This window comes from Haloplanus vescus (genome assembly GCF_900107665.1).
Classification (GTDB): Archaea; Halobacteriota; Halobacteria; order Halobacteriales; family Haloferacaceae; genus Haloplanus; species Haloplanus vescus.
In genome coordinates, this window is record NZ_FNQT01000004.1 from 1 (window position 1) to 21,968 (window position 21,968).

Sequence of the window (21,968 nt, forward strand, 5' to 3'; positions counted from 1 at the left end):
TCGACCGTCGCTAACACACGGACATCCGTAGCTGAGTGTCGTTCCCGTTCAGTACGAGCACCGTGCTCGCGGAGGAACTCATCAATACGGTCGGCTAAGGACTCCGCATCCTCCCTATCGACGTGGACGATCAGCGTCGGATGTTCCTCGTCGCTGTTCTCGATCACGAGCGAGACATCCTTGAATTCGTCCGGCTGTCTATACGCCTCGAACTCATCGGCGACCTGGTCGGCCAAGTCGTCGAGTACCTCAATCGGTTCCTTTGTCATAGATTGAATTTTGGCTTTGGAAGGTTGTGACATCGTGAACGAACGGAGAGGGCGAACGTGACTTTCAGAACCACCTCCATCAGACAAACTCGAACGGAGCCTTCTCACACCGATGGTTTACAGAGAAGGAGATTGATCCACAGAAAGAACAGCAGTTAGAAAGCTCGTGGATTGCTATCGACAATGCTCGCAAACGCGACATTCTCCTGAACTTGTTCAATTTCGACGGTTGGCTCGTCGCCAGGTTGAGCGCCGGCAACGATCACGACGTAGCCACGTTCGACTTTTGCGATACCGTCGCCCTGATCGCCGACTGTCTCGATGGTCACATCACGTACTTCGCCTTCCTCCACGGGAGGTCCTGAGGAAGAATGGCTCGCAGTCTCACGAGAAGGTGCTCTCTGTGACTCCTGTTGTACTGACGACTCCGTCGAGACAGGAGATTCCAGAATCGCTACGCGATACGTTTCGTCAGCTGACAACGCTTCAAAGTCGATTTCGCTCGATGGGACCTCCACTATGTACGTCCCATCCTGCTCTTTAATTGGAGCACTGAACAGAGAGCGAAGGGAGTTGGGAATTTCGACCATTGAGTTTCTAGTGCTCAGTACCCACGAGACAAGTAATTTAAACACTATGTGTTACCACTAGCTCTCGAAGAGCCGCCTTATCGAGAGGGGTAATATTGTGCCGAGTGCCATCATCGGTGTAGAAAATAGACGCAGTAACCGACCGATCAGGATATTGGTCGGCGACGACATGGTAGTAGATACTGAGCTGTTTCCGGTATTCATCTTCTGCGTGCGTTGTGAGATCGGTTTTGTAGTCGATGATCTCAACACGGTCAGATGTCACGTGGAGCAAGTCGATGATGCCGCCGATCGTTACCTTCTCGCCGTCGACGGTAAGCGGAAGGAACGCATCGATCTCGGCTCTCGTCTCACCCTCGAGTGAGTCGAGTAACGCCTTGACGTGCTCTTTGTCAGGGTTATCGCCGGTTTCGACTGCTTCACCGAGAACATACCGTTCCGCAAACTCGTGGACGTCTGACCCGAACTCCATTCCCCGGCCGCCGGTATTCCCTTCGAAGACTGCGTCATCGATGAAGGTGTGTGGTGAGTAGCTTGCCGGTCCATCAGGCTCCGGAATATCGACCGTGTAGGTCGAATGCTCGCCGGGTTCTGGGTCGAACGCAGATAGATCGGGGTCGATATCTTCGACATCAACAGGGAGTGAATCGAGGAACGAATTTGGGTCAGTACCGCCAGTCAAGACGAGGTGGCTCTCAGCACGCGTGACAGCCACATAGAGAAGCCGACGTTCCTCGTCGTAGTTCTGTGGGAGGCAGCGATTAAGAACGTCAGTCTTCCAGTCGTCGTAGACGTGTGGAACGCCGTGTGCATCCTCTGAGTACACCTTCCGCTGACGGAGGCCAATCGGGTCGGTGTAGGCAATATCGCTTCCGCTGCCACCGGAAGACGGGAATTTGTTCGCGTTCATATTTGCGAGGATGACGATCGGGTATTCGAGCCCTTTCGTCGCGTGGATCGTTTGGACAGTCACCGCGTTCGTCCCAGCCCCGGCGTCGACGTCGTGTGTACTCCCATCAGCAATCGCCTCCTCGATGAATCGGATCAGCTCTCCACGGGTGAACGTCGTCGTCCCGTGAACCGACTGAATAGTGTCGAGGACGACGTCTGCGGTCGGGCCGGAACGGCCGTACTGTTCGAACACGCGTCGGGCGACGCCGCCGAACGTCTCCAAATCCCGTAGATCCTCTCGGAATGCGACCATAGCTTCGGGATATGCCTCACGCTCGATGATCGTCTTCGTCTCGTCAATCGTGTAGCCAGCCTCTTCGAGGACGAGTGCCCACCCGCGTTCAGCGTCACGTTCGAGGATACGTAACCACGCTAACACCAGCTTCGCGGCGTCGGTCCGGAAGACCTCGATCCCACCCTCGTAGGCCATCGGCAGACCGAACGTACTCGCCGTATCGAGCAGATCCCGACCGAAATCGCGGGTTCGCGTCAACACAGCGATGTCGCCGTACTCCGGAGCGCGATACGTGCCGTCGTCGCCTTCGACGGCGTAATCATCGTTGTCGACGATTGCGTCGATCTTCGCGAGAATGGCCTCGTGTTCGTCCTCACTCGTGAGCGCCTCGATGTAGCTATCATCTCGATCTGTATCGGCAGTCAGTGGTGTAACCTGCTCGGAGATAGCCTCCGCATCCAGAGATTCGTTCTTTGTCGCACGGGCAGTCAGCGCGTGGGTAGAGAAGTCCAAGATGGACTGCGTCGACCGGTAATTCCGCGTCAGCTGCTTGTCATCAACCGGCGTCGTCGGGAACGTGACTCGATCTACGTCCCGATTCAGCTCCGCGGTAAATCGTTCGAGCCGATCGTCGAACTCGCGGATATTGTCGACGTCCGCGTACTGGAAGCTGTAGATGCTCTGTTTCCAGTCGCCGACCACACAGATGTTGTTCGTGCCGGCAAGCAGCAGCGTGAGTTTAAACTGGATCTCACTGGAGTCCTGGAACTCATCGACCATCACGTACTCGTACCCCAGTTGCTCTCGGAGGTCGTGATCCTCACACAGAAGCACGAACGCGAACAGCTGAAGGAACCCGAAGTTCAGGTAGTTCCGCCGAAGCGCGAACTCAAGATAGGCGTGATATACGTCGTGGACGAACCGCTTGAGAGCCGTTCGGTCCTCCTCGAAGACACGTTTAGCGAGGTCCGCAGGGACTTGCTTGCCATCGCCGCGGATGTCCCACTTTGCGGGCGCCTTCGGGAGATACGTCTTATCTTCACCATACTGATAGAGCTTCTTTCGAAGCTTCGATTGCTTGCTCCCGCCGTTCCGTGGTTCATTCCGGTCGGTGAACAGCGTCTCGAACGCCTCAAAGTCCCCATCGAGGTGTGACTCGCTGTCCCGGTACCAGCCATCCGCAGTGGGGAACACACCTTTTGCGGACAGTTCCTTGATCAGATCGAGTAGCTCCGACGTCTCCGACAGTGCCGTGAAGAACTCGTCATACTCTGGGTGGTTATCGATGAACTGGCCGATGAACTCACGAAACAGCGCCTGTTCGATGATTTTGTCTTCGATAATCCGTGTCGAGCCAGTGATCGTCTCTTCGATCCCGAGGGACATCGGTGCGTCGTGTCCGTATTCGTCGAGCAGGTCGTGTGACAGCGAGTGGAACGTCTGGATCGGCGCGTTCGCGAGCTCCCGCATCCCGTACTCGCTGTGACGCACTATCCGTTCCCGCATCTCCTCGGCCGCGTTGTTCGTAAAGGTCACCAACAGCACGTCTTCGGGATCGACGCCATCTTGGGCGACAATGTTTGCGTATCGCCGGGTAACGGTGAACGTCTTCCCGGTGCCAGCACCCGCGTCAACGAGATAGAGGCCATCGGTCGCCTCTATGAGTTCGCGTTGCTCCCGGTTCGGGTCGACGCCGCTCATTGTTCACCCTCTAAGAGAAGGTCACGATTGTCTACCCGTCGGTAGTTCGTCTCGTCGGCAAGCCCCTCGATGGGGAATTCCTCGTCGCCAGTGCGGCGTCGGTTGAGTTCCGTCAGTCGCTCGTCGACAAATGATTCGAACGCATCGAGATCACGTTTGAAGAATGCACCCTTCTGTCGGTCGACGATTGCTCGCATCACCTGCTTGCTCCCCGTCGTCACGTACTTGTACTCGCCAATCTCCGCTTGGAGTCGATCGATCATCGTCTGTCCGAACTCGGACTCGATGAGTTCGTCGCTATCGGTCGTCTCGACGAGCTGCGCAGCATCGAAGAGCGCGGCGTACGTCTGATAGTCAATCTTCGAGAGGATCTTTTGGCACTTCTGTGCCCCCTCCTCACGGAGATACTCGAAGAACTCCTCACGTTGCACGTGCTCGGTGAGCGATTCAGGGTAGTATGTTACAGTCGTCAACGCGTCGTCGATGTCGGCGTCGCCGGCGATCACGTCGTCGACGAGTTCGGTGACGTAGAAGAAGGTGAACGAGAGTTGGTCACCCGGACGTTGTGATCGCCAATAGGTGAGATAGAGTGCTGCCTGAAAGTCAGGCTCGTCTGTCGGCTCGTCAATCGCGGCGTGTTTGACGATTGAGGTGGCGCTGCTCTCGCTGCCACTCTTGTAGTCGAGCAGTTCTTGCTGCGACTGAACGAGGTCGATCATTCCGTTGATGCCCAATTCTTCGTCAGTAAACCGACGTTCAGTCACGGGAGAGTCGATATCGCGACCGAAGTGAGCAGCGACGGCATTATCACCCCCACTGGACGGCGTCAGAAACGCGCCCTCGGTCGGCTGGTTCGCGTCAAGATATGAGACGATCGTTTCGAGGCTCGCACGATATTCAGTGCGCCGGGTCCGTTCGTCGACGGAGCGAACCAGCGGACGGACGTCCTCGAGCATAAGTTCGACGACCTCCGAGAGTGTCTCTTCGTCAATCTCGTCCGGATGGTTGACGTAGAACTCCGCGAAGTCGTGGAGCAGGTTGCCCTCGGTGAGATACGCCTTCTCCGGACCGTCGACTATCCGGCTGAAGTAGTAGTCTCGCGGTGAGTTCACGTAGGTGTTGAGACTCGACTTGCTGATCGTCTCGACCGGGTCGGAAGTCACACCGACAGGTTCGTTCTCGAATCCGTCACCAGCTCGTGCTGCGGTTTCGATCTGATGACTTGTCGAAGGTAGATCGGAGAAGCGGTCGTACTCCGGTTCGAGGAGCTCTTCGAAGTACAGGCACGGCGTAACGGGTGATCCGCCGGTCGCATCTTGGACGAGATAGTGTTGCTGGCTGCCGCTCTGCAACAGCAGCTGGAAGCTCTTAAGATTCCGTGTGAACTGGGCGTCCTGGTCGACCCACGGACGACGTGGGGCCGAGTGGGTCCAGCGGTCGTCAAGCCCTAGGTAGAAGACAACCTCACGACCCACGTACGACGCTGATTTCGCATCGGCGAGCAAGACACCCTCGTTCTCTCGATCGACCGGCACCTCGTAGGTCTGGAGATAGAACGACAAATCGTCGAGGCGCGCTTCCGTGATGGATTCGTCCGCGATGGTGAGTGTCTCCAGTTCCTCCCGGAAGGCATCCAGCGTGTCGCCGGCGTGGCGTTCAAACACTGAAAGGGCATCCGAGAACGTGTACTCTTGGACATCGTGGCAGAAGTCGATCAGCCACTTGAGATCTCCATCGTCAAGCTCGTGCAGTCGCTTGTTTGTGTCAGCGTCGACGACGTCACAATCGAAGACCGTCAACAGCGACCGGATCTCGCTTATTCGGGTATCAGTCCCCCGGTGGGCGGTCCGGAGGAGGTGGAGGAACAACCGGTGTTCGCTGCGATCTGTGAATCCCGGCCCGCCGAAAAACGGGATATCGGCCGCTTCGAGCGCGGACTCGATAAGCGGTGAGTATTCGCTTTCCTGATCGAGAACAATCCCGACGTTATCAGCGTTCTCGTCATCGACGGAATCGACGACGGTCTCGACGATCGCAGTCGGCGAATCGTGTATACGGAACGGCGGGAGCTCGAACTCGGTATCAGCGAAGAGGTCGACCGTGTCGTACTCGGCAGGCAGATACGCTCGTTCGAGCTGGGTGAGCATCGCCGGCTCGACGACGACCACGTCGAAATTCGGATCGATGGTCTCGTTTGTGAGCTTCATCGAGGCGGTCTCGAGTTTCGCGATTCGCTCCACAGCTCGTTCGGTGGCATCGTCGACGTAGCCGTCGTACTCGAAGATAGCGTCGTGTGACCCTCGGTGTTCCCAACACTGGAGGATATTCCCAACCGCGTATGCACAGCGCTTCCAGGAGAGGTCCTCGTGATCAAGCATACCGAGGAAAGCGAGACGGTCCTCGGACTCTTGGCGTCGACCAACTGCAAGTCGGCGTGGTGGGATCGCGAACGGACCGAGATGCGAACGATCGAGGTGGCGGTTGAGAGCACTTGCAAGCGGCCCATCCGGAGTGATCACCCGGTCGTACGATCGAACCTCTTCGTAGAGTTGGCCTGGCGATTTGGCGCGGGGAAATGGCACGCTCAGAGACAGTCAGTGATGTCGGTTAAATCTTTGTCAGTTAGATCAGGCTTTGGAAATGTACAGCTTCAGAACGACGGTCGTGAGTCCTATAGCCCGGACCGTCGTTCTGTATGAATGGAAGATTCAAACCTCACAAACACCGCTCACAACTCACGGCGGGTACTTGAATGTCTCTTCGACCCGTCGTTGCAACTTGTGATCTGAAGACTCCGACGAGAATCGGAATTCGCGGATATCCTCCAGCGTCACCCCACCAGTAATCTCACCTGGCTTCCCCATCACCTGATTAAAATACACGTTCTCGTTCACGTCCGTATACAGCACGTGTAGCTGGAAGGAAACATATCGAATCCCGGCGTCATACAGTCGCTGAGTTGTCTCAAACACTGGCGACCGGACGTACTCGGCTCGACCCTCTTCGCCGTGGAACACCTCCTCAAACTCAACTTGCGTGCTGAACTCGACACGGCCTTCATTTGGGCTTAACACCCCGCCCTCCCGTGAGTTATTTTCAAACTGGTCTCCCTCGGTCCTGTTCAACGGGAAGTATCTTGGGAGGATCTCGAATCCGTCACCGGCGGGAGTGAGGAAACACGCGTCCTCTATGTCGATAGGCGTCCCTTCTCCGGGGTCTGGATCGTAACTGACGACGAGTGTGGGCCGAACATACAGGTTCTGAGCGACGCCTTCACCGAGATTTTCCAGCTGGATCGTGAGAATATCGAACGTGCTGCCTCGGCCGCTTTTCGACTGGGTCTCCCTCCTTCGACTCTTCACGACTGGTTTGCTTTGCCGCTCGATAGTGTCTTGCAGGTCCTCGGTCGGAACCTCAGTATTTGACTGCCAGAAGACGAAGTTCTCGACGAAAACGGCCTTCACTGCAGTAAAGCTGAATTGAGGGATATAGTCACGGAAACGTTCGAACATACTGGTTAACCGTCACTCGTTGATAATAAATGGGTGGTCGGGGTACTCGAAGACAGGGAATGGAAGACATCCCGCAACCCTCACCGGACCCGTACGACCCGGACGACACAGTGCGCGTGTATCTCGACCCGGATGACCCGGACAGTCGCTTCCACGGCGTCCGCTGCGAGGTCGTAGACCGGTTCGCCGACGACTTAGACCGAGAGAGCGGGCGCGACTCGGACCGGTTCACGTACCGTGTACGCGCCGTTGAGGACGGTGGCGTACTTCCCGTCGAATTTCGGCACGCAGATCTCGTCCCCGAAGAGTAGCCGCGTCGCCGTCTAATCGTCCGCTTCGGCCGCTTCCGCGGCGTCCACGTTCAACGTCACGTCCTGCTTCCGCTCCGGTGCCGGCGGCTTCCCATCAGGGTACAGCTCCTGCATCGTTTGATGATACGCGACGAGACCCATCTGGTTAGAGATATGGACCATGTCGCTTCCGTCGAGACCGTACAAGTCCTGTAGTGCTTGCTCGATCTTCCAGTCCGTTTCTCCACCTAACTCCCCGTCACCGGCCAGCAACTCCTCGACACACTCTGCGATTTTCTCTGCCGTCTCCACGCCCTCCTCTGTCGTTAGCTTCGCAACAGGGATCGGGAGCGACCGGATTTTCGTCTGTGTCAGCTTAGCGAATGCCTGCGCAGCATCAATTTCACCGAACCGTTTGAACACGTAGTAATGGAATACGCGGGAGTTCAACGCGCCTAACAGGAACTTGTGGTACGTTTCCGTGTTCAATCCGTCTGGGATATTCTCCGGGACGGTCCACTTCCCGTCATACTCCTCGTCATCAGGGTCAATGTCAACGTACCAGTTCCGCATTTCACTCCGGTCGTCCCGGATTTTGTAGATGTAGACGCTTTGCGGGCAGTACACGGGATCACCGTGGTACGCGACGGACAGACCTACACCGGCTTGCCTGATGAACACTTTATCCCCGCGATAGATCTCCTCGTCCTTGTACTGAATTCCGTTGTACCCGGTGTCTAACCCTTTCAGCGTCAAGTGATCGTACCGTTCCCCGAAGGAATCCCCGTCCATGTACGTCACATCACCGTCTGCCGGGTCGTCGGAAACGATGTACTCTTCCCCGAGCTTGTTCTGGTACTCGAATTCAGTCTCACAGTCGGGGCACGTTTTCTTCGTGTCCGGGTCACGTCCTCGCGGCGGCGGCATCCACACTCCGCATGCGGGGCACTGAATGATGTGCCCGGCTTTGTTAAGCTCAACTCCGCGGTGTGATTCACATAACGCACCGAGCGGAATTGAGTTCGACTGCATCGTCCCGAGTATCTCGTCGTCTGTAGTGTAGCGGAACGGCTCGATCTCCCCGGACTCGATGCACCGGTCCTGCGGGATATCGAATGAATACGCCGACTCCAGCTGTGACAGGCTCAACTCACCTTCTATCGCCGCTCGCCGGTCATCGTCTACGAGCGTCATGCTACGGAACGTATTCCCGTCGCTCGGATCCTCGTTCCGGACTTGCAGCGTCGTGGTGTTCATCCGGATTTCTGGACCGAACCAGTCGGCTCCGAGCATATGGTACCGTTCGAACGTGTAGTTCCCCAGTAAGTGCTCGCGGACACCGGAGTGGTCCGGATTCAACAGGGTTTGCGGGAGTACGAACGCTAACCGTCCGTCGTCGTTCAAGTATTTCAGTGCGACGAGAATGAACAGTTCGTACGTGTCGAGATTATCGACGTCGAATTCGTCGCCGAACTCGTCACTCAACCACTCCGCGGCTTCGGGACTCACCTGCCCGCCCCACGGCGGATTCCCGATAATCAGGTCGAATTCGCCGAATCCGGGCGTTTCATCCTCGTCTTCGAATTGGATTTCACCGTCGAGTGCGTCTTGCGACGCGAAATTCCCAGTAAGCATACCGAGCGACGTATTCTTCCGCGCGCTGCGTAGCCACACGGAGAGTTTCGAGATTTCAATCGCTTCCTGCAGCAGGTCGTTACCATGCAGCGATTTGTCGAGAATGTCGATTTCAGTCTGCTCGTACGATTCAAGTGAAACTTGGTAGTGACCGTCGGATCCGGTCGCTCGTGCGGATCGGAGCTTTTCGTGCACCCGTCGCGCCTCACGACTCAAGTGGTTGAAACAAGAAACCAGGAACGCACCGGACCCGCACGCGATGTCCGCGATTCGGATGTTGACAATTTCCTTCAGGTAGGCTTCAAGGAATTCCTTGTCGGGGTTCTCCATCTCCATCTCCCCGTTCTCAAGGTCTAACTCGTCCCGAATCTTCGTGCGCTTGTCCTGTAGAAGGTCCTGTATCGCGTGCTCGGCGACGTACTCGGTGAGACCCTCCCGCGTGAAGTACAGGCCATAGTCCCCTCGGTCACCGCTGAACGGGTTCGATTCGCCTTCTGCGAGGTTCGCTCGCACCTGCTCGATATCACCCACGCTCTCCTCGAAGATACGGCCGAGAACGTGCTCATTCAGGTCTTGGTGGAAGTCGTACTCGTAGAACCCGTACACGCCGTTAATCGTCGTATCCCCGATCTCGTATTCCCGAGTGAACAACTCGTCCGGGAGGGTCACTGACTGCAGCACTTCGTCCTCCTCGAACAACCCGCCGTCGTACCCGAAGATATCGTACGGGTACTCGTCCGGGCTCCCAGTGTCGATGACTCTGAACATATCCTGAATGAGCGGGTAGATTTTCCGGTCGTCCAGCGTCGGGAGTGTCGCGCCGGTGCTGACGACGTCCTCAAGCAGGTCGTCCGGGAGTAGTCCGGACGGGTGGTCTGAGAAGAAGCAAATTACGAGACCGCGGTGTATCAGGGTTTGAGCGGCTTGAATCGCGGCGAGTTGCCCGTCGCTGGATTCGCCGAGCTCCGGGGCTTCGTTGATAATTTCCTCGTACACGTCCTCCACAGCTTCCCGGTAGAATTGGTAGAAGTCCTCGGTGAGTTCCAACCGTTCGGACAGGTTCTGCGCCATGAGGTCCTCGATGTCCGAATCGGCATCCTCACCGATTAGGAACCGTCGGTGCATAATGAAGTAGAATTCCCAGAACGTCTCGGTCAACTCACCGTCGGCGTCAAGGAACTCGTCGATCTCCCACTCCTCGTAATGGTCGATACTGCCGTGGTGGTACAACCTGACTACTTCCATGTTCGACGCGACAACCCACCGAACGGACAGACCGTTCGTGATCGCGTACTCGAATGCCTGCTCCACCGGTGATTTGAGGCGCGATGGATCGACTTTATCGAGGTCCGTCCCCGGGTCTTTCAGCTCTCCGACGACTTTCCTGACGTCTTCAGTGAGATCCCCGTCGTCCTGTTCGAAGTGACCGAGTAGAACGTCGGGGAACCCGTCACCGCCTTCGGAGAGTGATTCAGGGAGGAGCTGGAATTCACCGGCGCTGCCGCGCGGTCGAGTGTATCCAAGTACATCGCTGAAAATGTCACTTACGAACGATTGCTGCAGGTTGCGCTCAGTGAGTGACGTGCTCGTTCCCGTCCAGCCTTCCACGGCATCAACAATGTCGTCGGTATCGACTGGGCGTTCGACTTCCTGTTGCTGTAAGTACTCATCCACTAGGTCCGCGTCGAAGAGAGAGTGCTGATTAGTCGGCAAGGATATTGGGTTCTTTCTTATACAGGATACTTTGTTCTATCCCTTAACCAGTCACGGCGCCATTGTCCATCCCCTTGGCCGCTATTAAAAAATTTGTCGTGTTGGGTAAATTACTGGAATTTGAGGTAGGGTATTGAGACACCTCTGACATGACCGTGTCGCTCTCGACAATGAAACAATTTTCGCCGCCCCTGAACCGTAGTTCAACCGACCGGAACACTGAATTCCCGTTGCTATCGTATCGGACACGTCTCCCCCGTCGTCCTGTCCCCGGACGGAGAGTACGATTTTGAATGGACTCGAGATACAAAGCCGAAGCACAGCTACTGTATGATGTCGTGGACTGGTTTGCTGAAAAGTACAATTCCGGCAACCAGATGCTCGTCACGTACAAGACAGCGACTATGATATCGCGGTTTTTTGAAGCACTGGGGTATGATTGACGTGGCATTGCCTTGCCAAACGCCACATTACGTTCGACCTCAGGTGTTTCCGGAAATGCTTGGTTTCCTCAAAACGAACCGCATCACAGCGTGGTCAAACTCGGATTGAACTGAGATTGAATAGTACTTTCCGGAAACACCCCGGTCACGTTTTTAGTACTAGCCAGAAAACCAGTCTATCAATCAAAGATGATCCGCGATGCTCGCGTTCTCCGCGCCGGGTTCGTCCCTCGGGAAGTTGAGCATCGCGACGCCGAAGTTAACCACCTCTCCAGCGTTCTTGAGCCCATCACGAACGGGGAACCCGCCGACACAGCCATCGTCACTGGACCCAGCGGCGCCGGCAAGACCTGCATCTCGCAGTTCGTCACCGAACGACTCCGGGAAGAGGTCCTCGACGTCGAGACCACCTACGTCAACTGCTGGCGCAACTACACGCGGTTCCGCACGCTCTACCAGATCCTCGACGACCTCGGCGCGACCATCGACATCCACCGACAATCGACGCCGCACGACGAACTCGTCGACCGCCTCCAGCAGCACGACGGCCCGCGAACCGTCGTCATTCTCGACGAGGTCGACCAACTGGAGGACCCCAGCGTCATCTACGACCTCCACAGCCTCCCGCAGTTTGCGATCATCTGCATCGCGAACAAGGAGGAGGAGCTGTTCAGCCGCGTCGACGACCGGCTCGTGAGTCGGCTCCGTTCGAGTGAACACGTCCGGATGGACAAGTACCACGACGAGCAGCTGTACGACATTCTGAGTGCGCGGGCGAAGTGGGGCCTCGATGAGGACGTCATCACCGACGACCAGCTCTACCGGATCGCCGACGCGGCCGCCGGCGACGCCCGCCTCGCAATCGGCATCCTCCGAACAGCCGCCGGCAAGGCCGATCGTGAGAACCACGAGCGCATCACCGACGATATTCTCCTGGACGCCGCCGAGGATGCTCGGGCCCAGATCAAGCAGAAGAGCCTCGACTCGCTCACGCCGCACCAGCGCGTCGTCTACGACATCGTTCGCGAGCACGGCCCGGTCGGGCCGAGCGAGATTCACGAGCGCTATACCGAGGACGTCGATGACCCACGGACGAAGCGGACTATCCGCACGTATCTCTCGAAGATGGAGCAGTACAACCTCCTCGAGGCGGAAGGCACGAGTCGGGATCGAGAGTACTCGCTCGTCGATTCGGCAGCTGCATCGCCGATGCAGTGACCGTGACGCCGTCAGCTATCAGGAACTGAACTCGCCGAGGCCCGATTGCTCGTGGTCCAGCGGCTCGATGACCTGGGGATCGTCGTTGCCAGGGTTGTTGACTCGCGTCGAGATCTCATAAGCGTCTAGGTCGTCCTTCGGGTACGGCTGGCACAGTTCCTTGCGGGTGTCCGGGTCTGCGGCGAGCCAGTCGGACTCGGCGTCCTGCGGGAGGACGACCGGCATCCGGTCGTGGATTGAGTTCATCAGGTCGTTCGGCTCCGTCGTGAGAATCGTGACGCACGAGATCGTCTCGTCGTCGCCCTCCCAGACGTCCCAGAGCCCAGCCATCGCGAATGCGGGGTCGTCCTCCCGGTAAATCCGGTAGGGCTGCTTCGACCCGCCGTTCGGCGATTTCCATTCGTAGAACCCTGACGAGGGGACGAGGCAGGGACGTGATTTCCACGCCCGCTCGAAGACGCGTTTCTCGTCGGCAGTCTCGGAGCGAGCGTTGATGATGCCCTCCTCGGGCTCGTCCGCCCAGAACGGAATCAACCCCCAGTGGTAGGCGTCAATCTCGTCGGAGGCCTCGTTCGTGATGATGTGGAGGTCGTCGCCAGGCGCGATGTTGTATCGGGGTGTGTACCCGCCGTCCGCGACGACCTCGGCATCGAAGCGGGCCTCGAGGTCTGCTTGGTCGATGAAGAGCGAGTTTCGGCCACACATACCGAGGAGTTCGGAGGGTAGCATCTTCAACGTAATCGCACAGGAACTTCGCGTCAGCGCCGATGTTCTTAACCAACAAACAGCCCCGGAAGATCCGGTGTGTTGGTTAACTGAGCAGCAGCGGAAATAGTCAATCGTCCGCAAAACACGACGACCGAGATTGGGCTGCCATCTATCTCGTGGCTTTCCTGAAACGCGGAAGCGCCACGGCGAAGCGTATCGGGACTGTGGACAACTAGTAAACTCGCCCAGATCGCGCCCATTGACATCCTCCCATCCTTAGGGGAATGGGATTCCTCCGGTGGGGATATTGGCTATGCCGCACCCACGGAGGCAAGTTTCCCCGTGCGAGTACTCCGGTTTGTGCGCTCCTCGTTGGGACTGGCCCTCTCGGGAGAGCGTGAGAACTCCGACCAAATGTGGTCGTCCCACTTGAGGCGCACAGGCCGTGCCATCGACCCGACGTCCAGATTTACGCCAGCCTGTCGTTCGAGGAATGTCCGTGACGCACCGAGGTCGGCGTGCCCCTCGTAGCCACACGAACAGCGGAACACGTTGCCGTCCCGCTCCGTCTTCTCTCGTTCGCCACACACTGGACACTCCGCCGTCGTGTATGCTTCTGAGCGGACTTCGACCGTGATACCGTACTCCTCGGCGGTCGTGGCGAGACGATCGATGAACGAGCGATACGCCCAGAACTGGTGGGTTTTCTCGTTCACTTCCGCGCTCCAGTAGTCCACCAGCACGTCCGTAAGGTCGCCGACGTACACCGTATCGACACCTTCGTCGTATAGTCGCTCGATCAAATTCCGCACGAGAGCGTCTTGGGCGTGGTCGCGGCGGCGCGTTCGCTTGCGGTACAGGGATCGAATCCGCTGACTGCTGTTTCGGCCCTCTTGGAGTTTCGATTGGAGCCTCGCGATTTCTTCGGTGGTTTCACGGAAGCGGGCGAACAGGTCGCGTCCCTCGTAGAGATACTGCTGGCCGGTGGTGGTGGTACAAGCGACGAGGTTGTTCGCGCCTACATCCAGAGCAGCCGATTCGTCGGCTAGTGGTGAATCCTGTCGAGAATCCGGGACAGTGACAGGCTGAATGGCTCTGAACGTGTCGTCGATCTCGTCGAAGTACAGTTCCAATCGGCCCTGTTCGCCGTCCCACTTGGGAGCGCCGCAGACTTCGAGCCGTAGGCGGTCGTAGTAGCCAAGTCCGTACTCATCTTTCAGGTCTTGGCCGACCGGGATTTCGAGGCGACTCCGTTCACCAGTTTCGATGGTGTAGGAGTCATTACGGATGTACGTCCGCAACTCTCTACCGGCCTCCTCGTTGCCCCAGTAACCGGGCGGGGCGGCGTCCTCGCCATCTTCGCAGGCGGCGAAGAACGACCGCCACGCCTCGCTGTTCTTACGGATGACTTGTTGGGCAGTAGCGGAGCCGAGGACACCGACGTACTGTTTTCGGTAGTCGGCAGTATCCCATACGGAGTCGCCGTCGAAGAAGTTCTGACGGCGCTCGTAGTTCAGTTCGTTCCACAGGCTGGCGGAGGCGTCCAACAACTCGCGGAGCAGTTGCTCATCCTGCTCGGAGAGCGGTCGCACCGCGAACGTATTGGTTCGCCTCACGACAACAGACATTTGTTTCTGAATGTCTAAATGTCTTTTGGACACAAACGATGCGACCGAACATCGACATCTCGCACACACTGAATGGGCGGGTGAAAGACTACGCCGAACAAGAGGACAAGCACCTCGAAGAAGCCTATCAAGAGATTATCGAAGCCGGTCTAGAGGCGGTGGAAAATCCAGACAAGCCGTAGCACCTGGATTGTGGGGCCGTGTTGTCGCTCAGACCCAGCCTGAAAGGATGGGCCCACTCGCTACGAACCATCCGAACCAAGGTCATTCTGGAAGCCTTCTCGGAAACCTTCGGACGGTCGCCAAAATCCAGCGCCTGAGTCCGATTTACCGCATTACTCAGTCATTCCTTGGAAATGCGGAAGCGACACGCCGCGGCTTATCTGGTACGTGGCCATCTATTGGAGTATGCCCGACCGCTCCACATCGACGTCGAACCGATTGGCGGTAGACCAGCCAACACGGAGCGCTGACCGCAACCAGAATCTGGCTAATCAAGCCGACCCCGCGACGGACGGAATGCTGCTTCCCTCCCTTGAGGACGGTATAACTCTCCTTGATGTCGAAGGTGATCGGGGTGTACCGATTCTTCAGTCATTGGTACTCGATCATCTCCTCTTACATGACGGGCCCGCTTTCTGGATTGACGCAAACGGCCATGCGACGACGGCCACGCTGACGCAGATAGCCCCCAGTCAACGGTTGCTCAACCGAATCCACGTGGCACGCGGATTTACCGCCTACCAGCACTACGGTGCCAGCTGTGATCTCCCGACGGCAGTGAACAAGTCGATCCAGATGTCCACCACCGACGCCGGCCCGGCCGGTCGACAACCGAGTCGCGACGAGGACACGTCGTCCCACACGCCCGCTCTCATCGTCGCGCCGGCCGTCGACGCCCAGTACCGCGCCGACGATACCCTCGGCGAGACTCACGCGAAAACCCTCCAGGCCCGAACCCTCGCCCGGCTAGTGACCTACGCCGAGGGGTATGACATCCCGGTGCTCGTTACGCGAAACGAACGAAACGAATTCACCGAATCAATCGCGACGGTCGCCGACCACCACCTGGAGTGCGAGCAAACCCGGATGGGGCCGCGGGTCGTCGGCGAGGACTTCGAGACGCTCGTCTATCCCGTCGACGACGGCGCGTACTACCAGACGACGTTCGCGTACTGGCGGCAGCTGCTCGCGGCACGCGCCACGCAGGTCGGCGTGGAACCGACGACGCCGGCGCCGTCGACGCCGACTCCCAAAGGCGTCGGGACGGGCGTCACAGCTGACGGTGAGACGGTGTCGGCTACCGCGAATCCCCTGCTCGATGCGTGGACCGCGACCGGAACAGGAGGTCGATAGCGATGGGGCGCACAAACCCGACGTACCGAGATGCGCTGCGGGCCATCGAAGAGCGCTGGACGGAGTTCCGCCGGGCACTGCGGCGTCGCGACCAGCCGCGCTTCGACCGACTATTCGAGTACGCCCGCGAGCACGCCGACGCGAGCGGGCTGTTGAACCACCAGAACCCGCTGCTGCCGGCGCTACTCAGCATCGATCTCGAACAGGAGGCCCGCCTCGACGACCACGAGGAACGCCTCGAGGAGCTCGAAGCCGCGGTCGCAGCACGCGATGACCAGGAGAGTGCCCCACCGGACGCGAACCCGTGACGATGTCGTTCAGTATCGACTTTCTGGACGACGGCCGCGTCCTGGAGTGGGAGGCAACTGCCGACAGCGCCGTGGCGACCGAGCGCCAAGACTACACCCCACGCTTCTACGTCGCCGCTCGCGACCCTGATGCCGACCTCGACCTCACGACACTCCAGTCGGTGTACGACCAGCACCCGGACGTCGTCGCGACCGAGATGGTTGCGCGACGCCCCGGCTTTCGACGAGACGAGGAGGCCGTTCTCGCAGTCGACGTTGCCCACATCGATCGCGTCACTCCACTCGCCCGGCAGGCACGCCAGCTGTCGGACTATCCAATCGGGGATCTCGCCTGTTTCAACGTCGACTTCTCGCGAGAGTTCCGGTACTGTCTGGAGACCGGCGCCGATCCGACGCCGGCGAGCGAGCTCTCGACGCTCCGTCTCAGCGTCCCGGTGACCGAAACGAGCAACGACGTCTATGGGGAACTGTCTGTCGCCGGCGACACCGTCACCGGCTCGCCGACGGATATCCTGACCGCCGTCCAGGAGGTGCTCGAAGCACACGATCCGGACGTCCTGGTCTGCTCAACCAGCGAGATCGTCCCGACGCTGTACAAGATGGCGACGGACGCCGGCGTCGGCGACTTCTCGCTGAGTCGGTGGCCGGACGTCGACTACCAGCAGCTTGCGAGCCGGTCGACGTACTCGAGCTACGGTCGCGTCGGTCACTCACCGGCGCGGTACAACGTGCCCGGACGGGCGATCATCGACGAGTCGAACACGTTCTTCTACGGGGAGACGAACCTCGAGGGCGTCATCGACCTCGTGTCGCGCTCGAAAAAGCCCGTCCAGGAGCTCGCGTGGGCGTCAATCGGGAACGTGCTGACGGCGATCCAGATCTGCGAGGCCCACGACCGCGGTGTCCTCGTCCCGTGGAACTCCTGGCGCCACGAGTTCTTCAAGCCGATGGGGACGCTCCACGACGCCGACCGTGGCGGCTTCATCTTCGCGCCCGAGGTCGGGCTTCACGAGAACGTCCACGAACTCGACTTCTCCTCGTTGTACCCGAACATCATCTGTACGCGGAACGTCTCACCGGACGTCATCCGGTGTGACTGCCACAGCGACCGCGACGACGTCCCCGGCCTCGGGTACTCGATCTGCGACGACCGGGGCTACCTTGTCGACGTGCTACAGCCGATCATCGACGCGCGCGACGAGATCAAGGCGGCCATTCGTCGCGAGAAGGAACGGAACAACCCCGACGAGGACCGGCTGGTGGAACTCGAGGGACGGTCGGGAGCGCTGAAGTGGATCCTCGTCGCCTGCTTCGGCTATCAGGGATTCAGCAACGCGAAGTTCGGCCGCATTGAGTGCCACGAGGCGATTAACGCATTCGCTCGCGAAATTCTGCTGACGGCAAAACAGCAACTGGAAGCCGGCGGCTGGCGGGTCGTCCACGGCATCGTTGACTCCATCTGGGTGACCCCGGACCCTGACGTCGACGACGAGAACCGCGAAGACCTCAAAGCACTCGCGACGGCAATCACGGAAGAGGTCGAGATCCGGCTCGAACACGAAGCCCACTACGACTGGGTGGCGTTCGTGCCGCAGCGCGAGAGCGACGCCGGCGCGTTGACGAAGTACTTCGGGAAGGTCGCCGGCGACGACGATTTCAAGATACGCGGTATCGAAGCCCGGCAGCGCTCAACCCCACCGTTCATCGAGGACGTCCAGCGGGACTGTCTCGAACGGCTCGGTGCGACTAAATCTCCGGACACCGTACTCGACTGTCTTCAGGACGCGATCAAGCGCCTCCACGCTGGAACGGTGCCGGTCGAGCAGCTCGTCGAACGGAATCGTGTCTCCAAGCCGCTGGAAGGGTACACGCAGAATACGCAGAACGTGGCGGCGCTGAAGCGGGCTCGGGACCAGGACCTCGCCATCCACCCAGGACAGGACATCGAGTACGTGGTCGTCGACGACGAGAAGAGCTCGCGAGAGCGGGTCGCGTTAGCCCACGAAGAGATAGAGTCGTACGATGCGTCGTACTACGAGACGCAACTCGTCAGAGCTGTCGAGAGTGTGCTGGCACCACTTGGCTGGGATCGGATGGAGATTCAACGCGAGATCGCGGAAACTCGGGAAACGGACTTGGACGCCTTCACCGAGATTGAGAGTGGTTAACCAACACTATCGAGGTATCGGGAGGTTTGTTGGTTAATACTGAGTGAAGACACGGAAGGGAGCTGGAGAGAATACCTCGCCCACACACCCCTCGTCCAGAGTGAAAACCAATCGGAGAGTGGGGTGAGGTCCACGGGAAACGGGGGTTCTTGTGGGGAGAAAGCAACAGGAATCGCGGAAAGACTGCTTGAGACGGGAGAACACGGAGGAAATGGAACAGCGAACACGAGCAGCGGTTCGAAACCACCCGGACGAATGCCGCCTTCGTCCTCCTTCTTGTGCTGAATGCACTTGGGGAGTGGTAGGAGGTAGGTAGTAATAAAACCTCTAGGTAATACTATGGAGATTGGTATGTTTAGAGGATCTTCGACTGTGTGACGACTGCTGTTCGAGGGATACTCGTCTCACGTCTTGTGATTTCGGTACTTTCCAGCCGACTCGTCGTGTGGTTTCCGCCGGGTCAACCGAGGGACTCTCGTAGCGTTTCACTCTGGACGAGGGGTGTGGGGGTTAGATTTCATCGTCCGCGTATTATGAGACGTTGAAGGAAAATCGTCATTCTGACTATTCGCCAACCAGCGAACCGGCATCAAAGCCGAAATCGGGATTGGTATCTCCCGATCTCCCTCATCACTCGGAATCAAGATACCCGATCCCGACAGTTCCGATTGTACCCTGCTTTGCTTCGGCTGGAGATCTGACCTGTGTCTTCACTCTTGATTGGGGGTGCCGACGAACGCTCGTCAGCATCACTCGAGGTTCACACTTCACTCCTGCTCGTCACACCTACGCTTTCACTCTGGACGAGGGGTGTCTGCCGTGCGTCAGACGTCCAGGGTCGATGTGTCCTCTCATAGAAATGATTGATTACCAGGTTCGGGAGATACACTCTGGACGGGGGGTGTCGTCTCAACCAAGTACGCTGCTCCCGTATGGAGGGCTATTCACTCTTGACCAGGGGTGTGTCAAACCCGCTCCAGTCTGGCGTTTTCACTCTGGATTGGGGGTGCCCGTCTGCGGCGGTAACTCTCGCTCCGAATCCGATTTCACTCGGGACCGACTCGACCCTTTGTGAGGATGATACGCCAGCGACAAAACATCAGAAGACGACCATAGCCCGATTTACACTCTGGTCGAGGTAGCCAAATCATTAAGTAGGTCCCATCCGCGATATCTGATATTGATGGCTGAGGAACCGTCCCAACTCTCTGACTTCGACGGCCGCTACGAGGATCCCGCTGACGATCCCCTCTTTGACTTTGATGAAGACGACCCCGACCGAGCCAACATTTTCGCTCGAAAGGAACTGCTGAAGGTTGGCCACGTCCCTGAAAGCGGCCGTATCGTCGGCCGAGATGGCGAGATCAAGGCCGTTGCTGCTGAACTCAGGCCGATCGTTCGTGGCGATCCGCCCAACAACGTGATTATTTACGGGAAAACGGGTACGGGGAAGTCGCTCGTTGCCCGTCACGTCACAGAACGAGCCCGCCGAGCCGCGGAGTCGAACGGTGTGTCCGTCGGCACGGTCTACGTCGACTGCGCGCAGCACAACACACAGACACGCGTCGCGAGGACGGTGACTCGTTCACTCAACGAAACGGACGAGACTGACTTCGATATTCCACGCGCAGGGATTGGCAGCGGGGAATACTACGACTATCTCTGGGAGATTCTGGATACTGCCTACGAGTCAGTCATCATCATTCTCGACGAGGTGGACCGACTCGATGACGATGATATTCTTATGCAGCTCTCGCGGGCTCGCGAATCGGGGAAAGCGGATTGCCACCTGGGCGTCATCGCAGTCAGCAACAAGATCGAGTATCGCGACCAGCTGAACGAACGCGTCAAGTCCAGTCTTCGCGAGGAGGAGTTCGTCTTCCAACCCTACGACGCGAATCAGCTGCGCGAGATTATGAAGCACCGACGGGACGCGTTCCACGATGGCGTTCTCTCTGATGATGTGATCCCGCTGACGGCGGCACTAGCTGCCCAAGAACACGGTGACGCCAGAAAGGCCATCGAAATTCTTCGTCACGCCGGCGAACTGGCCGAACGAGAAAACGTCGAGACGGTCGTCGAGGAACACGTTCGCGATGCCCAGGAGTGGGCTGAAATCGATCGCTTCGAGGAGCTGCTACGCGGGTCGACGACACAGGTCAAATTCATCCTCTATTCGCTCGCGCTGCTCACCGAAGAGAATCCGAACGAGGATGGATTCTCTACCAACCGAATTTACGAACGGTATCAAGCGACGACAGAGAAGGCCGATGCGAAGACTCTCAGCGAGCACCGCGTCTACGAGCTGTTGAAAGAGCAGGCGTTCCTCGGTGTCGTTGAATCTACTCGGACCGGGGGTGGCCGGGGTGAAGGCAGTTATCTCGAGCACCGGTTGGTTCAGGATACCGGCATCGTGCTGAAATCTGTCCTCCGGGATAGCCGGCTGGAAGACCTGGCCTAGCTCCCGTTTCGGTCGCTGACCACACCCCTGATCACGAGTGTATCTCTCGATACGTCGGAAACGTGGGGTGGGGGATCCGAGGTCGTCTTCTACTCCCAATAATCGACTTTGGCCGGGTGACGAAACGACGGAAACGTGGGGGGTGTGATCCCCTCGATCGTGGCTGCGTTCCCTCCACCGACCTCCAGTTACGACGGAAACGTGGGGTGGGTATTTTTTCTCCGAGTGTTACCTGTTTGGACTGACCGGACCCATTCACACTGAGGGGTGTGGGGTGGGTTGAACCCATTCACACTCTGGGGGGTGTCCTCTGCGACGCTACTAATTGCGCTTGACAAACCTCCGGCTACGGTTCACCACCGTCTACTCGTCGGGACTGACGGGGCCTTTATACTGGGAACGAACTTTTTCGCCTTCTCGCCACTGCCAGTAGTAGTAGCGGTTGTCGTTAATCTCCTTGATCGTGATCGTGGCCTTCGCCGGGACGTCGTCCGGCAGATCGTCGGGACGTTCTTCAATTTCGCTTTCATCTGAATCCTCTTCGAGACGTGCCTCGCCAGCTTTGTGCTCAGCTAGCTCTTCAGCGTAGCGGGCAACGCGCTGGAGCTGCTCAGAAGAGGACTCGTTGAGCGTATTGACGAGGTCTGTCGGGAGTTCCGCCGGCGGCGTCGGTGGCTCGTAGGACATCAGCGGTCGCCTCGTGTTAACCAACATAACCCGCTAATCCATAGTTTTGTTGGTTAAGTTGGTAATATCAGTCAGTCCTCGCTACCTGTAACATT

16 protein-coding genes are annotated in these 21,968 nt (G+C 58.2%); 7 read left to right on the forward strand and 9 right to left on the reverse strand.

All coding sequences use genetic code 11. From position 1 onward, the window contains the following. The 5 genes from BLU18_RS11860 to BLU18_RS11880 all read right to left on the reverse strand — a co-directional run. Positions 1-269, reverse strand: a 269-nt coding sequence (locus BLU18_RS11860) for a hypothetical protein (RefSeq protein ID WP_092635347.1), incomplete at its 3' end; no start/stop codon positions are given. 155 nt (positions 270-424) lie between these two features. Then, positions 425-859, reverse strand: a complete 435-nt coding sequence (locus BLU18_RS11865) for a TRAM domain-containing protein (protein ID WP_092635350.1) — start codon at positions 857-859, stop codon at positions 425-427. Between the two features lie 37 nt (positions 860-896). Further along, entirely contained in the window at positions 897-3,746 is a 2,850-nt protein-coding gene (locus BLU18_RS11870; protein ID WP_092635352.1) for a UvrD-helicase domain-containing protein, read from the reverse strand. Beyond that, positions 3,743-6,328 (reverse strand): PD-(D/E)XK nuclease family protein, encoded by a 2,586-nt coding sequence (locus tag BLU18_RS11875; protein ID WP_092635354.1) that lies wholly within the window; start codon positions 6,326-6,328, stop codon positions 3,743-3,745. The genes BLU18_RS11870 and BLU18_RS11875 overlap by 4 nt, the downstream gene beginning before the upstream one ends. A 153-nt stretch (positions 6,329-6,481) precedes the next feature. Next, positions 6,482-7,258, reverse strand: a complete 777-nt coding sequence (locus BLU18_RS11880; RefSeq protein ID WP_092635356.1) for a hypothetical protein — start codon at positions 7,256-7,258, stop codon at positions 6,482-6,484. A 59-nt stretch (positions 7,259-7,317) separates the two neighbouring features. Here BLU18_RS11880 and BLU18_RS11885 point away from each other — a divergent pair, with 59 nt between their 5' ends. Continuing rightward, positions 7,318-7,569, forward strand: coding sequence for a DUF8139 family protein (locus tag BLU18_RS11885; RefSeq protein ID WP_092635358.1), 252 nt, complete (start codon positions 7,318-7,320; stop codon positions 7,567-7,569). Between the two features lie 12 nt (positions 7,570-7,581). On the opposite strand, the gene BLU18_RS11890 is transcribed toward BLU18_RS11885, so the two are convergent. Beyond that, positions 7,582-10,857, reverse strand: coding sequence for an N-6 DNA methylase family protein (locus tag BLU18_RS11890; RefSeq protein WP_092635500.1), 3,276 nt, complete (start codon positions 10,855-10,857; stop codon positions 7,582-7,584). Between the two features lie 671 nt (positions 10,858-11,528). Here BLU18_RS11890 and BLU18_RS11895 point away from each other — a divergent pair. Next, the gene (locus BLU18_RS11895; protein ID WP_092635360.1) at positions 11,529-12,557 is read left to right on the forward strand and encodes a Cdc6/Cdc18 family protein; all 1,029 of its coding nucleotides are present in this window, start codon (positions 11,529-11,531) and stop codon (positions 12,555-12,557) included. An 18-nt stretch (positions 12,558-12,575) separates the two neighbouring features. Here BLU18_RS11895 and BLU18_RS11900 read toward each other — a convergent pair whose 3' ends face one another. Then, positions 12,576-13,262 (reverse strand): SOS response-associated peptidase, encoded by a 687-nt coding sequence (locus BLU18_RS11900; RefSeq protein WP_092635502.1) that lies wholly within the window; start codon positions 13,260-13,262, stop codon positions 12,576-12,578. A 314-nt stretch (positions 13,263-13,576) separates the two neighbouring features. Next, positions 13,577-14,893 (reverse strand): RNA-guided endonuclease InsQ/TnpB family protein, encoded by a 1,317-nt coding sequence (locus BLU18_RS11905; protein WP_176791240.1) that lies wholly within the window; start codon positions 14,891-14,893, stop codon positions 13,577-13,579. Between the two features lie 38 nt (positions 14,894-14,931). On the opposite strand from BLU18_RS11905, the gene BLU18_RS14940 reads away from it, so the two are divergent. From BLU18_RS14940 to BLU18_RS11925, 5 genes are all read left to right on the forward strand, one after another. Next, a complete protein-coding gene (locus BLU18_RS14940; protein WP_176791241.1) occupies positions 14,932-15,075 on the forward strand; it encodes a hypothetical protein in 144 nt (47 codons plus the stop codon). 337 nt (positions 15,076-15,412) lie between these two features. Further along, on the forward strand, positions 15,413-16,249 hold the full coding sequence (locus tag BLU18_RS11910) for a hypothetical protein (RefSeq protein WP_092635364.1): 837 nt from the start codon (positions 15,413-15,415) through the stop codon (positions 16,247-16,249). Between the two features lie 2 nt (positions 16,250-16,251). Further along, complete coding sequence (locus tag BLU18_RS11915) at positions 16,252-16,557, forward strand: DUF8156 family protein (protein WP_092635366.1); 306 nt, start codon at positions 16,252-16,254, stop codon at positions 16,555-16,557. Between the two features lie 2 nt (positions 16,558-16,559). After that, on the forward strand, positions 16,560-18,725 hold the full coding sequence (locus BLU18_RS11920; protein ID WP_176791242.1) for a type B DNA-directed DNA polymerase: 2,166 nt from the start codon (positions 16,560-16,562) through the stop codon (positions 18,723-18,725). A 1,183-nt stretch (positions 18,726-19,908) separates the two neighbouring features. Then, positions 19,909-21,186: a Cdc6/Cdc18 family protein gene (locus BLU18_RS11925; RefSeq protein ID WP_092635370.1), complete on the forward strand. Its 1,278-nt coding sequence runs from the start codon at positions 19,909-19,911 to the stop codon at positions 21,184-21,186. Between the two features lie 363 nt (positions 21,187-21,549). On the opposite strand, the gene BLU18_RS11930 is transcribed toward BLU18_RS11925, so the two are convergent. After that, positions 21,550-21,873 (reverse strand): DUF6788 family protein, encoded by a 324-nt coding sequence (locus BLU18_RS11930; protein ID WP_092635372.1) that lies wholly within the window; start codon positions 21,871-21,873, stop codon positions 21,550-21,552. Positions 21,874-21,968: the final 95 nt, after the last annotated feature.